General features: G+C 48.7%; 13 protein-coding genes. 2 read left to right on the plus strand and 11 right to left on the minus strand.

The window, feature by feature from the left end; translation table 11 throughout:
- Positions 1-558: 558 nt before the first annotated feature.
- Both P3L37_RS19330 and P3L37_RS19335 read left to right on the plus strand, forming a co-directional pair.
- Entirely contained in the window at positions 559-1,308 is a 750-nt protein-coding gene (locus P3L37_RS19330) for an AcaB family transcriptional regulator (RefSeq protein ID WP_052219379.1), read from the plus strand.
- Between the two features lie 143 nt (positions 1,309-1,451).
- Positions 1,452-1,982, plus strand: a complete 531-nt coding sequence (locus tag P3L37_RS19335; RefSeq protein ID WP_042847238.1) for a tetratricopeptide repeat protein — start codon at positions 1,452-1,454, stop codon at positions 1,980-1,982.
- 50 nt (positions 1,983-2,032) lie between these two features.
- On the opposite strand, the gene P3L37_RS19340 is transcribed toward P3L37_RS19335, so the two are convergent.
- The 11 genes from P3L37_RS19340 to traL form a co-directional block, all read right to left on the minus strand.
- A complete protein-coding gene (locus tag P3L37_RS19340; protein WP_226617178.1) occupies positions 2,033-3,118 on the minus strand; it encodes a TraU family protein in 1,086 nt (361 codons plus the stop codon).
- On the minus strand, positions 3,115-4,374 hold the full coding sequence (locus P3L37_RS19345) for a TrbC family F-type conjugative pilus assembly protein (protein ID WP_173424828.1): 1,260 nt from the start codon (positions 4,372-4,374) through the stop codon (positions 3,115-3,117). The genes P3L37_RS19340 and P3L37_RS19345 overlap by 4 nt, the downstream gene beginning before the upstream one ends.
- Positions 4,368-4,892, minus strand: coding sequence for a signal peptidase I (gene lepB / locus P3L37_RS19350; RefSeq protein WP_042847239.1), 525 nt, complete (start codon positions 4,890-4,892; stop codon positions 4,368-4,370). Before lepB ends, P3L37_RS19345 begins: the two co-directional genes overlap by 7 nt.
- Before the next feature lie 17 nt (positions 4,893-4,909).
- Positions 4,910-5,185, minus strand: coding sequence for a hypothetical protein (locus tag P3L37_RS19355; protein WP_042847240.1), 276 nt, complete (start codon positions 5,183-5,185; stop codon positions 4,910-4,912).
- On the minus strand, positions 5,182-7,671 hold the full coding sequence (traC, locus tag P3L37_RS19360) for a type IV secretion system protein TraC (RefSeq protein WP_042847241.1): 2,490 nt from the start codon (positions 7,669-7,671) through the stop codon (positions 5,182-5,184). Before traC ends, P3L37_RS19355 begins: the two co-directional genes overlap by 4 nt.
- A 23-nt stretch (positions 7,672-7,694) precedes the next feature.
- Complete coding sequence (locus P3L37_RS19365; RefSeq protein WP_042847243.1) at positions 7,695-8,438, minus strand: DsbC family protein; 744 nt, start codon at positions 8,436-8,438, stop codon at positions 7,695-7,697.
- Between the two features lie 407 nt (positions 8,439-8,845).
- Positions 8,846-9,379, minus strand: coding sequence for a type IV conjugative transfer system lipoprotein TraV (gene traV / locus P3L37_RS19370; protein WP_042847246.1), 534 nt, complete (start codon positions 9,377-9,379; stop codon positions 8,846-8,848).
- 2 nt (positions 9,380-9,381) lie between these two features.
- The gene (locus P3L37_RS19375; RefSeq protein WP_052219380.1) at positions 9,382-10,770 is read right to left on the minus strand and encodes a TrbI/VirB10 family protein; all 1,389 of its coding nucleotides are present in this window, start codon (positions 10,768-10,770) and stop codon (positions 9,382-9,384) included.
- Positions 10,771-10,777: 7 nt separating this feature from the next.
- Entirely contained in the window at positions 10,778-11,872 is a 1,095-nt protein-coding gene (locus P3L37_RS19380; protein WP_042847248.1) for a type-F conjugative transfer system secretin TraK, read from the minus strand.
- A 168-nt stretch (positions 11,873-12,040) separates the two neighbouring features.
- The gene (locus tag P3L37_RS19385; RefSeq protein WP_052219381.1) at positions 12,041-12,631 is read right to left on the minus strand and encodes a TraE/TraK family type IV conjugative transfer system protein; all 591 of its coding nucleotides are present in this window, start codon (positions 12,629-12,631) and stop codon (positions 12,041-12,043) included.
- Entirely contained in the window at positions 12,628-12,915 is a 288-nt protein-coding gene (traL, locus tag P3L37_RS19390; protein WP_042847251.1) for a type IV conjugative transfer system protein TraL, read from the minus strand. Before traL ends, P3L37_RS19385 begins: the two co-directional genes overlap by 4 nt.
- Positions 12,916-12,943: the final 28 nt, after the last annotated feature.

The following is a 12,943-nucleotide window of genomic DNA, read 5'->3' on the forward strand; positions in this document are numbered from 1 at the left end:
CAATATAAACAAAGCCTTGCAATTCGAAAGAAGACATAATATTCACCATAAATTTATATGCGAAGTCCGGCCACAGAGAAACACCCTGAAATGTGAGGATTCAATGGATGTAAACAAAGCGACAGACATCGTAAAAACGAAGTCCGGACACAGACAAAACGCAGGAGTTGAGATAAGAGGAAGTTAACAATTTTTTTGGTTTGGATTGAGATCCAAAAATACCCTTTGCTAGGGCGGCAAGGTGACATGTTTTGTTCAAAGAACAAGAACACGTCAGAGATGCTCTGGCCTGATTTAGGCGTGCGAAACCCGTGAGGAAAGCCAGTTAGGCTACCAGGGGGCGGTGGTATATTCACACCGAAGTTACGGGTTCGCGTTTGAAGTTATGCTGAGAAGAGAGTAGGCCATCAGCTAGGCTGTTACAAAAGCCTACTTCAGATAACCAGTCAAATCAAGAACTGTTTTTCTTCCGCGAAATGCTGGCCTTTTCCCATGACTTGACCGTTTTCGTATGACTAAATAGTCAGGCTTAAATGCGACTAAATGTGAGGATAAATCATGGCAACTACAGAGAAGGCTAAAGTGACTGATAACGCAAAGCAGGGTCAAATCAAACGTAACAACCGTGGCAACCGTACACGTTCGCCGGAGCCTACGCAAAACAAAGGGCAGGCACCTACACGCGAACGCCGCGAATACTCTAACCCGGAGATCACCGTACCGTTCCAGCTGCAAACGCAAGAAGGTATTCGCATGCAGCAACGCCACTACAATTTGATGTCAAAGGCGCTGTTTAATCTGACCATTAACAGCACCGGACTGGAACGCCTCGGTGTAAAAGGGGCGATTGACCGCACCAAAAAAGCCGTGAGTGAAATCCTGGCGGGACCAGAAAAAGAAATTAGCTTCGGCATTTCAACGCTGACTAAAGTTCTTGAAGAGGCCGAGGCTTCTGGAACGAGTCGTATTGAAGAGGTTTCGTATACGGCCCCGCGCGACTACAGCATTCGAGTACGTACTCCTGATGCCATGCGTGTAGTGCGTTTGTTCCGTAGCTTCGATGAGCTGATAACGCTGCTTGATCGCTTGTGGTTGAACAACCTGTTTAATCAGGATGAAGTGGATGACTATAAAACCCGCTTGCGCGACAGTATTCGCAACATGGTTAACACCCTTGACCGGCACGCATCGGCCACTGTCGAAGAACTGAACGACAATAATGGCAAGAATGCAGATGTTGCGAGCCCAGCGAACAAAGAGCAAAGCGAAGCTGAAGCCACGCAAACCGAAAGCCATACCGAAGCGTAATTACCCTCTCATCAAGCCCCCTCACCAAGGCAGGCCACCCACCTGCCTTTTCTGTATGCGCTTGCTTGCAATTAGTGAAATATTTGTTAACGTTCTTCGCATCCTCTGTTTGATTTAATTAATAAAATAACAAATAGGTTTCTATGAAGAAGACAGCCATTGCTCTGCTAACTTTCTCCTTGTGCCTTCCTGCCCTAGGTGCAAATACACAGCAACAAAATACAAATCCCCCCCACACGCAAATCACGAACGATCTTGAAAATCTGTATCAAGAAGGTTGGCGGTATTCGAACGAGGGTAAGTTCGACCTCGCAGAACAATCATTTCTTAAAGCTGCCAAACAAAACCATCTTAAATCCCAGGAATCCCTTGCGTTACATTATTACTTCGGAAAAAACGGTAAGGTTAACTATCGGTTAGCAGGATATTGGTTTCACCAGGCCGCAGGTCAAGGCTCTGCCAGGGCGGAATTTACATTAGGAACAATGTATATAGATGGTGCTGGATTTCCCAAAGATGTTGATTTCGGTATTTTTCTGATTAATAAAGCAAAGGTTAAAGGGTATAAGCCAGCTGAAGAATACATAATCGCTTTTGAAAAATTGAAAGATTCATGCAGACAAAGTTCTTCAAAAGAATGTGATATTACGGTAACTCCACAAATAGGGTGGTAATAAAAAACCCTTGTAGATATACAAGGGTCTGATTCAATCAAAACTGCGAGTTAAATAGTTCGGCAGCAATCCATCCATTGATAGATCATGTATGTTGAGTCTTGGCCTTTTCCTGTGGGGTAGCGATACATTCCACCTTGCCACTGATATGGGGATTCACCGACTTCATGGCCTTCTTTGGTTTCAGGTGTCGGACTGAACATATTCAGTTTGTATTGCTGCTTAGGTAAGGTCGGGTAGATCTTTGACCGGCAGACTGTATCATTCCCCATAGTCCGGTAAGCCAAACCACGACGGTGTTCAACAGCAAGCTCGCGAATACCGGCCAAGCTGGTTGTTCGAGTCGTGTCCATACTGCGCACCGATCCCGTCAATGGGTATTGCCCTCCCCAAGAGCCCGCACACCACCAAAGCGAGTCCATTGGTTGTTTCCCCGCGAATTGAGCCGCTGCCTCTAATGCACAAGCTTGCTGTGCCACGACGTTTGCAACCGCAGCCGATTCCGGGTTCTGGAAGAAAGCCAAAGCTGTGTTGTTCCAGGTTGGGTCAATCTCAGAGAAACTAACCACATCAAAGTCACTGTACGGGTCAGCAGTACATTGCCCCGGCAAATACAGGTCAAGCATACGCAACAGAGGAAGAGCGTACATGTGGGCGTTATAGAAGCTGATTGAAAACTTATTACGTCGCTCTTCATCACCGCCGTCGGTTTGGATGCCGTACTGAAGGTTATTGCCGAGGTTAAGGTTAACCCCTCCCAGCGAAGACATGCAGCCTGGCGTGCGTGTCAGTTCGATGATTTTGCGGGGCTCCCACATAGCTGTCAGCACGCCTGGGTGATACACCCCAAGACCGTCTTGGCAAGCACACGCCATACCACTAGCGGCATTGTCTGGCACTTTACCGGAGGGGCCCATTGTAATTCCTGCAACCTTGATTGGGAAAATACACCCCCAGCATACGTCGGTAAAAAGCTTGAAGGAAAGAAGTTGATTATCACGGCATACCTCATTCACCGCAGGCGCAGTCTCGGCTGTTTTATCAGCCATTGCATTGCCTGCAAAGCATAAGGAAACAGCCGTGGCAGCGATTAGGTGCAAACTGAATGATTTTAATTTTTTGTGTAAGGATTTCATTTTGCCACCTTATTAGCATAGTTGGCTTCAGGGTACTCATTGATGATGAATACTTTTCTGTCAGCAGTGACGATACTGGGTACCGCTTCAATACCAAAGCGCTCAGACATACCTGGCTGGATCATGTAGAGTCGGGCTTTCTCACCGTAATGCTGCGCTGCATCTTTGAACGTATCCCAGCCATCACCGTATACGTTCGTTGTGATCAGAATGGGATTGATGCCTGGCTCCGTGTTTTCGTACTCATGGCGCGCAAAGTCACGCTGCCACGGCACGCTGGCATCAAACACTATCAGCTTCTGGCCGAACGGAATCACATCTAACGGATTCACCTTTCCTTTTTTAGCGACGACAACCCCTTCAGGCGTGACAATATCTTGGGGAATGATTACCGTAGGATCGATGGTGTGGGTTGCGCGCTTCTTAACTGTCGGGAACACTTCAAATTCCTGGCGCTGGCGAGGCCAATAGTTGTTCAAAGCGTCTTTTTTCATTTGCTCAAAGTCGAGATTTTTAACCCCTTCTTCAATCATGTCCAGCAGGCTGCGCTCCACGACTTCTTTCGTAGGGCCTGCGGTACCCAGCTTACCGGTTTTACCCTTCAGGAAGTCGATATTCGAGATGCCAGATACGCTGGCTACAAACTCACCATCTTTCTCATGGATGATGGTTGGAACTGCGGTAACGGCATTATCTTTGAAGATGACCGGATCCAGATTAACTGTCACTTCTGCACCGGAGTCGAGCACCAGCTGTTGCCAGCGAGTGAGTTCGTCCATTAATTTTGCTTTATCAGTAACGCCACGAATAACCAACGAGACATCCCTGCGGCCATCGTAGTCGGTCATCATGTCTTTAATTTCCTTATCAGACAGTGATGCAGAAACTAGCACATAGTAAAAATCACCGGCCATTTTGTTTTGTTTACCGTCCGCAACGTCAGCATCTGCAATTGCGCCAGTGACAGTGTCACTTATCATTTCATTGTCAGTACGCGTTTCTGGCATTTTTCGAAGCATTTCGCGGTTATTTTCACGCGCTGACTTTGCATTAGCTTCTTCATTTTTTTGTTGCTCTCTTGCTACACGGATGAGGCTATCAATATCGGCCTTCTCATTATCCGTTACCTCAGCAGGGCGAGAGGGTAAATCCGTCAAAGGCAGTGATGCCGCACTGACAGAATAGGCCATGCTACTAAACACGGCCAATGCGATGAGAGCTTTGCGAAACTTCGTGACTTTTAGTTGGATTACCATATCGGGTAGGCCCTTCCTATGATTTGTGTTTCCGGCACCGATCCCCAGTAGCGAGAGTCGAAGCTGAGTTTTGTTCGGCCCATAAGCCAGATCCGACCCTCAGGGATAACTCCATTGCGAGTAAGTTCTTGAGGGGTGTGACCTGATTCTGTGGCAAGCGCTAGGCCTTCACCGACCATCGAACCATTTACTGTGGTCTCTTCATCATTCACAGAGATGGCATCCCCACCGACCCCGTCCACCATTTTGATGCCTTTCCCTGACTCACCCATGTATTTCGAACTGAAAGCAAAGGTAGTGCCTTTAACGGGGGTAGTGTCGTGCTTATCTACCAGATAAATACGGTAAGGGGGTAAGCACTGGTTATTTTGAGGGTCAATACCAATTTCGAAACGATGCAACACGTAATAACTTGATGGCGCAGAGATCGCCCCCACCAGCAACATCAGCAAAGCATGTTTTTTCCACGGTCGCTTTTGCTTATAAATCTTCTTCCAAAGTGAGTTCGCTGCGGCCATGACCACGATACCCCCGGTTAGTTGCCTGACGAAGAAACTGTTTGCGGGATCTGCATATAGGCAGGATATTTGTATAGAGCGGACTCATTGAGGACCATGTAGCCAGCTTTCGCCATTGCCTCGGCGCGCGCATGAACCAGTTTGATTTGAGGGTCGCTGAGAACCTTTCCATTTGCCCCGGTATAACTAACCACAGCAATGTAGTCAGTTGGTGCAGCGGGAGGGACGAACCGCCCATAAAGGGCGGCTCCCAGAAACCCGCAGAGTAATGAAACAGCTGCGGTCTTAATCATGCGGCTATACCTCGTTGTCGTTCTTCAAGAATTGAATTGATGGCATCCTGGGTGGACATGCCCTGTGCTTTACGTTTTCTGATAGCTGCCACGTCATCCGGCGCTGTCGAGTACAGCAGCATGGAGAACGGATCCACAATCAACCGGCTAATCCCCTGACCGGATTTGGAGATAACGTAAATTTCGGAGTAAACCCCTCGGCTTGAACGCACCGTTTTCAAGAAACGGTACCCTGCATCATCCAGTGCTAAGCGCTGGTGGTGCTGAGCTTCGTTGATCGCAGATTCACTCTGACCCAGTAACAGCATAAACGCAGAGTTGTCGGCGATAGATTTTCCGACGCTATCTTTGTAAATATCGTTAATGGATTGCGTGATCGTAATGGCAGCGCCGTTGTATTTACGGAAGCGGCGGTAACCTTTTTCAATGAACGCGCCGATGTTTCCTTTGAGTAAAGCCCAGGCTTCATCGATAACCACGATTTTCATCTGGCCGCGATCGCCCATAAACATGTCTTGCTGGATTTGGTAAATCAGCTGTAACAGCACAACCTGCTTCAGGTGCTCAGAGCTTTCCAGGCGCGACAGTTCCAGAACCGTAAACGGGTTACGGAAGTCAATGTTGTTTTTGCCTACGAAGAACTTGCCGTACTGACCCCGGCTGGTGAATGGGTACAATTGGTGCCCCAAACGTTTAATGTCGTTCTCTTCATCCGCCAGAAGTGATTCCGCAACCATATCAACGGTAGTCTCTTTACCGTGCTTGCGAACGAGATTGGCAACGTGTTCTTTCATACGAGCTTCTTCGAAGTCGTTCAGACCAGCCTTAGGCGCAGCCATCACAGATAGGAGACCGATAATCAGGTCTTCTTCACCGCCGTCTTCGTTATCCGGGTTTTCACCGAAGTAGTCTTCAATCAGTTCAAAGAAGTTGAGACATGGCTTCTTATCCGGATGGAAGTCCAGGTAGTCCCCGTTGTAGGTCTCACAAATGTTTTTGTACGAGTCCCCTACGTCGATACACCACACCTTCGCTCCCAGACTGCGATAAGCGGTAATAATGTAGTTGGTTAAGAACGACTTACCAGAACCGGACTCTGCCGCAATACAGGCGTTGTAGTTTGTATCAGAGTCGAACAGGTCGAGCATCTGCACCTGCCCCGATCGGGAAGTCAGCATTAACGCCGGGTTACTGGTACCTTGCCAGTCAGCGTAAAGTGGTGAGATAACCAAAGCTTCACTCAGTGCCAGCGTGCGGTAACGGCCCATTGATTTCTCAGCACCAGCCTCGTTGAACATAGGCAGGGACGAGAGGAAAATAGGCGCAACAAAGTAGCTATCCGGGATCATTTTGAATTGATAGGTGTTGAGGTAGCTGGCCGCTTCCTGGCTAGCACGGAATACACCGTCTTTGGAGTTTGAGAAGATAGTCACTGTGAATTTGGCTTTACAAATTGGCTCGCCGTTGTCCAGCTTGTCACTCAGCAGGTCGTAACCTTCTCGGATAGTTTTCAACGATGGGATCCATTTCACCATTGGCCCATCGGTTTGCTGCACGATCCAGTTACGCTTTTGCGTGAACTTGGTCTTCGCGTTTTGCTGGTCGAAGAAGATCATGCTCATGGAGATAATGCAGGACGATTTAATACCAGTAGCGCCGCTCATCATATCGCCGAGGAAATATTGAGCTTGCCCAGGGAAAAACCGCTTAGGTAGTTTTTTGGCGCTTAATGTGCGCACAAATGTTGTGCCTGTGTGACGCTCACCTCGCTGGTCTTCGTCTTCTGGATTGCCGAAGGCACAGTATTTATTGCGAATGAAGAACTCTCGGTCAGGGTCAACCAGTTGCTCAGAGATCATCAAATCGTCTTGCACTTGTAGCGGATTACGGTCACGCCACGAAGCAGTTTCCCCCTGATTTAAAATGGAAGAAAGCACATCGATGTAACGGTCGCGCGTCAGTGTAGCAGGGCACAAGCCCATGATCCCCAGCGTGGTGTCAAACGTGTTGCGGAATTCAGAAATCAGGTTGAATTCTTCTTCTCGCATGTCGTATTCGTTTTTCACCGGCACCTTCACCGTGATCAGCAACAAACAGTTGCGGACACGGGTACCCGTACCCTTCATAGGATAGTCGGTGCTGTGAAGCAGAAATTTAGAACGGTTGTAGATTGCATCGCGCAATACTTCGTCATCACAGTCCATGCGCAGAACGTCCATCTGGTTAATTTTGCCAACGATATTCGGGCTGGCAATCAGGTCGAACTGCACAATGGTTTTCGCCGGGAAATTTGAGGACAGCAATGTTTGTAATTGCTGCATCTCTTTACCGCTGGTACCGGATAAGGGACGGCAAAGGAAGCCGAAACCGATATATTTATTGTCACATAGGAAAATGTGGTTTTTCTCATCGTATGCCCGAACCGGGCACACATCTGAGAAGCGTTTGATAGACTTCAAACGCTGTATGATGATTGATTCGCTCATTCTAACCCCACAGAAAGAAGAACTTATTGACCAGCCAGGAAGGCTTTCAGACCTTGTTTTGGTGCGCCGATGCTGAAAGCACCGTCGTCTCGAATGATGAATGGCACCATACTGACGCCTAACACCTGAGCGGTGATTGTGCGGCGTGCCAATGCCTGCATATCACAGTCTTTAACCTGGTCAAATTTGGTTTTTTCATGCGCGATAATAGCGCGGTCGGCACGGTAGCGATCTGAAGCACAGTACAGCTCTTTGTTACGGATTTGGCTTGGCTCGCCGAGGGCACCCAGGGACAGAACGTTAACGGTGTATTCGTGCGGGTCTAGGTCAGCCAGCTGATTAAGGGCTGCGGCACAATGCACGCAGTTCGGGTCAGTGAATAGAATGACTTTTTTAGGTCCGTCGCCCCAAACGGCAGGTTGAAGATCAGCGATGTTCAGTTTCAGCTCTTTGATCGGAATGATGCTGGCATACTTGGTGATCTCATCAAGTGTGGTCAGGTCTTTCTTGGCCCAAGTGTCGTACATGGTGCCTTTGAACAGGTACCGGCCATTTGACGACAGCAGGTTGACTTTGCCGTCAACTTCCAGCGCGATAATGCCGTTGGTTGGCACAACGAAGCGCTTGACGTCTTTGCTTTCCTTCGGCGCGTTCATGAAGGCTTTGTTGTTAAACACAGTATCAGCGTTCACATCTGCACCGGCAAAAGCGGAAGCGGCGAAGCTGGCGGACAGAATCAGGGATAATACTTTCTTGCGTAGCGTCATTGGAGTGCTCCTGTGAATGAGGCTACATTTTCAATGGTGAAAAGGCGGATTAACAGCGAAAAGGCCAGCAAAACGAGGTCAAAAAACAGCGTTCTCTTTAAGGGGGATTTTTGCAGGATTAGAAAAAGGTAAGGCCGTTCGAGGGGGAACGGCCTTGCGCATGAATCCATTTACCAATATGTCTGAGTGGGGTTTATCCAATGCGAGGGGTAAGTCACACATCGAATGTCAGCATTGGCAAAATGCGGTATGGTTACCATGCGTCTGTAATTTTAATCACAATCCTTATAAATAGCAATGAGACCCTAAATGAAAGAAAGCCGCACTAGGCGGCTTTTATAACACAACTGACTGTATTTGAGGGGGAATATCAAATCATTCAGTTTGCATTAATTTCAATTGGAGCATTATTTGCTCGGTGTTTGAGGGGCTTGTGCCGCCACTGGAGGCGTGCTCATTGGTCGAATAACAGCACTCCGGGTCGATGCATGTGACGCGCCAACTTCCCAGCGGCGAGGTTCAATTTCGGTGTACACATAGCCAGGGACGTTCAGATCACCGTCTGCGGATTCATAAGGGTCAACCAACACACGCATTACCTGTGCCTGAGTACGGATTGGCTGAGGGTTTGCGGTAGCAGCAGGGACAGGTACATAACGACCACCAGTTGCCACACCACCAGCCCCGGCGGTACCTGCAACACTGTTTCGCTTCAGATCTACTGGTTTACCAGACAGCTGTTGTTCCGACACCGCATCAATGCGATCTTGGTAGTCATCACCATCGGTCAGCTGGTGGATGTCGCGGATGTTCATACAAGTGACAGCATTGGGCATACCTTTACAGCCGTATTCTGAATTCCCATCCACCAGCGAACAACCAGACAATGCGGCCAGACCAGTTACTGCGACACAGATTGCTAAAAGACGTTTTTTCCACATAATTAGTGAGTCCCGTTAGAATTGAAAGTGGTAGGCGTTGCTTTGCCATTAGGCTTGACGCGGGTAAATTTCAGCGTTACACCTTTTTGAACGATAAAATCGACACTGCGACCCGGATCGATTTCGATAACAGGGAACAGATCACCGGCCATGTTCATGTAGAAATCGGCCAAGCGTTCTAATGCTCCACCAACACCAGCGATAGCAGCACCTTGAAGGGCTTCGCTGCTCATCACTTGCTCATAAGGCGTGTTGTTTTTCTTACCGCTGTTGTTATCGCGGGTAACGTTGATAGTCGGAATGTTCTGGACGCTAAACAACGATGACGCAGCCTGTAAAAAGCCTGCGGTCAAGGCTTTCGCCAGGTATTGACCTTGCTTGGTAACCAGACGACCACGTACACCAGCCTTACCATCTTCCCCCACTGCATACGCATCGAGTGGAGATTCAAATACAGCACCATCATCACGAATGCAGGTGATCACCTCAGAGCGGAAGTAGCCGCGTTCGGACGACAGCTCGCCAAATCCAGCGGCCAACATGCCACACTCACGCACGTCCGCACGGAAGCGGTTCGGCAGGATGGCGTCTTTCTTGATGCGGATAAGCGCTGGGTAGGGGTCTTTGCGAGCGTTCTGTGACGTCGGTGCATCCATACCTGAAATGAAGACACCACTCAGGATTGAGGTCGCTGGGAGGTAGGTTTGGAATGCTGGATCATCATCAGGATCAGCGGCAGCGACCTCTTTTATGTCCTCATGCACAGAGATAATATCCGGCGTTGCTTGTGGTGCCGCCTTACCGTCTTTACCTTTGGCGTCTTTATCCGCAGCAAAATCAGCGGGGTTCGGCTGCTGGGTGTTTTCGTACACTCGTTGGAGCGTGCCGTCGTTATTCAGGTTTTCGTGAACACTGTCCGACGTTAACTTCTCTACACCTTGCTTAGCATTATTATCGCCGCTGTAGACGTCTTTTGACCGAACTGATTTGGAGTAAGGCAATACGGTAGAGCCTTCAGCAACACGTTTTTTCAGCTTTTCTTGTTCAATACGGTCGGTGCGTTGTTGTTGCTCAATGGCGATCAGGCGCTTGTTGATTTCGTCAACGTTAATGGATTTTTTCAAATCCGTGATGTTTGAGTTTTGCTTTTCAATCGCTTCCCCTAAAGCGCGCAGGCGAGCAGCGATCGCGTTCTGGCTAACCCCCTGGGTGTCAGTGTCAGTCAATACACTGGAAATAACTTGCTCTGATGGCCCGCGCGCCGCAGGTGTGCGCGATTCAGGCATCAGCAGGAGGATAGCTGGGATCAGTACAACAAACGTACCCCCCAACACAAAAAGACGTTTTTTCTTGGCGTCCAGCGTGTCCCAGCGTTCTTTCAATTTACTCATCTTTTTATTACTCCGCTAATTTAGGACGTACAGAATCATCAACCTGTGCCTGCTGTGACTGATTGCGAATGACAAAGTAGGCTTCAGTCTTTTGGCCCGGCTGGAGCGTGTTCCGGCTCCAGAGTGCGCGCGCGGCGAGGTTAGGGTGAGTGCAAAGTGACTCGTCTACCGTGATGGTAGAAGCGCCGGTATTCTGCGCAACGCCCACGATGACACTGAACTGACTGCCCTGAATATATTGGCCGCCAGCAAAGCTGTATTTGATATTGTCCTGCGCTGTACCTGTGCTGAAGTTACAGTTTGGAATGCTATGACCAGAGCCTAAATTGCCCATTGCATAGCCAGGAGGAATATCGCCCAACGCAACAGCCCGAAGAATGTTTCGGATCGTTTCGACGTAGTTGTCTTTCTGCTCCCATTTACGAGCTTTGGCTTCGTTACCGCCGTACATCACCCCTGCTGACTGCGCATGCCCCGCTCCGGCCGGAGCATTACCGACTTTACGCGAAAGCATTAACGAAGCTTGTACTGGTGCAATCTTTTGCGGAACCAGAGACAAAGACAGCGCGACACTTTCGTCACCTTTTTCGCTGATATACAGTGCGACCGGATTGGTTGAGGTCGTTGAAACATAGATCACATTGCCTTGTACGCTGACTTTTACGTCAGTCAGTTGCAAGCGCTGCACTGTTGGTCTCTCGAACGGCGTCACGATACGGTTAAGCTGGCCGAGAGAAATCGGGATCAGGGTATTTACGCCGGGCTCTACAATCAGATCCTGGCGAGAAGGGATGACATCATCAGTTAATCGGACAGGCTGAACAATGGCGTTAGGGACCGGTTGGACGTTAATGCCGTCTACGGCAGGATTATCACTGGAACTGGCATTGGTTGATGCGCCCGCAGTTGCTGTGTGATTACCTTTTTTCGATGCAACGACAACAGGCTCTTCAGATGCAGAGTCCCCAGAACGCTGGAGTACGACGCCGTTATCGACTGACAGTGTATTGCTATTAACGTCAAGGCCATTCGCAATGGATGGCCCGGCGGTGATTGACGCAATCATCAGCGCCAATATTTTAACGTGTTTACTATTCAACATTTGTTCCCCCGAACAGTGACAGACGCAATACACAGGAAGTTACCGCGACGGTTTTGTTAATGCTGCTCACTTTGTTTACCTAGCTTTTACGTCATCGTAAAAGCGCTCAATGTGGTTATAACCCGCACGAGGCGGGTGACGAAATTTACGGGACAGTGTTCCCTGGATTTATTTGTCGCCTTTTTTGTCGCTCGGCAATTCGGCTTTACCTTGCTTGATGTTGATAAAGGTCAGCACAGGTCGGTAACCTTTCACATCAATTGTCATTTGGAACGTAACGGGCTTCACGATAGGGTTACCGGCGATCCCTTCAAGACCTTGACTGCCTTCTACGAAGTAGGTGCCAGGGGCTTTGGGGTCGTGGTATACGCGAGTCGGTGTAAAGCTCAGACTGATACGATCACGCTTAATCTGGTCAATCTGGTCATCAATGCGCTTCATGACTTGCGTGTAAATACCCGCATCCAGGAATGGGCCGATAGATTTCTTCAGCATGTCCACTGACTCAGGTGTTGCGTTACCCATAGAGTTAGCCAAATAGATAGCCCATGCCTGCATGTAAGGCTGTCCGGCCGTCTTTTCATCTAACCAAGTGGTTTCGGTCAGGTTGGGTGGAACAATGGTCACGATCTGTGAACGGTTCATTAATGTGCTGGAGAGAATGCCGATGCAGATAATCGAAACAACCAACACCAGTTTCAGCGTGGTGTTTTCGCCTTTCATGTTCAGCAAACCCTTTTTAAAATCTTTGCTCTTCATACAATAAATTCCCGGTCGAATGCGTTAGGTACAATGGTGCTTTTCCCGAAAGAAACACCGAACTTCCAGTAACACAGATGCAGAAAGTATTTTTCTGACGCCTTTTGCAGAAAGCTGCCATAGAACCGAGTGATCACGATGCCGATGAGTGACATCGTAAAGATACGGCCCGTAAAGACCCCGATACCCAGGAAAACGAAAAATGGCATCGCTTCATCAACGCTCCAGAAGAAGAACTTCGGCGGATCATCGACAGAATGCGAGATGTGGACTGGCTCACTCATTCTTACCCCCAATTATGAATCGAAATAC

Origin of the sequence: Providencia sp. PROV114 (assembly GCF_032704305.1) — a bacterium.
Taxonomy (GTDB): domain Bacteria; phylum Pseudomonadota; class Gammaproteobacteria; order Enterobacterales; family Enterobacteriaceae; genus Providencia; species Providencia rettgeri.

Excerpts from the sequence above, each read along its gene's own strand:
- P3L37_RS19345 (WP_173424828.1), bottom strand. The coding sequence starts at position 4,374 with ATGGTAATCCAACTAAAAGTCACGAAGTTTCGCAAAGCTCTCATCGCA.
- P3L37_RS19355 (WP_042847240.1), bottom strand. The coding sequence starts at position 5,185 with ATGATTAAGACCGCAGCTGTTTCATTACTCTGCGGGTTTCTGGGAGCC.
- traC (WP_042847241.1), bottom strand. The coding sequence starts at position 7,671 with ATGAGCGAATCAATCATCATACAGCGTTTGAAGTCTATCAAACGCTTC.
- P3L37_RS19365 (WP_042847243.1), bottom strand. The coding sequence starts at position 8,438 with ATGACGCTACGCAAGAAAGTATTATCCCTGATTCTGTCCGCCAGCTTC.
- P3L37_RS19330 (WP_052219379.1), top strand. The coding sequence starts at position 559 with ATGGCAACTACAGAGAAGGCTAAAGTGACTGATAACGCAAAGCAGGGT.
- traL (WP_042847251.1), bottom strand. The coding sequence starts at position 12,915 with ATGAGTGAGCCAGTCCACATCTCGCATTCTGTCGATGATCCGCCGAAG.
- P3L37_RS19385 (WP_052219381.1), bottom strand. The coding sequence starts at position 12,631 with ATGAAGAGCAAAGATTTTAAAAAGGGTTTGCTGAACATGAAAGGCGAA.
- P3L37_RS19380 (WP_042847248.1), bottom strand. The coding sequence starts at position 11,872 with ATGTTGAATAGTAAACACGTTAAAATATTGGCGCTGATGATTGCGTCA.
- P3L37_RS19335 (WP_042847238.1), top strand. The coding sequence starts at position 1,452 with ATGAAGAAGACAGCCATTGCTCTGCTAACTTTCTCCTTGTGCCTTCCT.
- P3L37_RS19375 (WP_052219380.1), bottom strand. The coding sequence starts at position 10,770 with ATGAGTAAATTGAAAGAACGCTGGGACACGCTGGACGCCAAGAAAAAA.
- P3L37_RS19340 (WP_226617178.1), bottom strand. The coding sequence starts at position 3,118 with ATGAAATCCTTACACAAAAAATTAAAATCATTCAGTTTGCACCTAATC.
- lepB (WP_042847239.1), bottom strand. The coding sequence starts at position 4,892 with ATGGCCGCAGCGAACTCACTTTGGAAGAAGATTTATAAGCAAAAGCGA.
- traV (WP_042847246.1), bottom strand. The coding sequence starts at position 9,379 with ATGTGGAAAAAACGTCTTTTAGCAATCTGTGTCGCAGTAACTGGTCTG.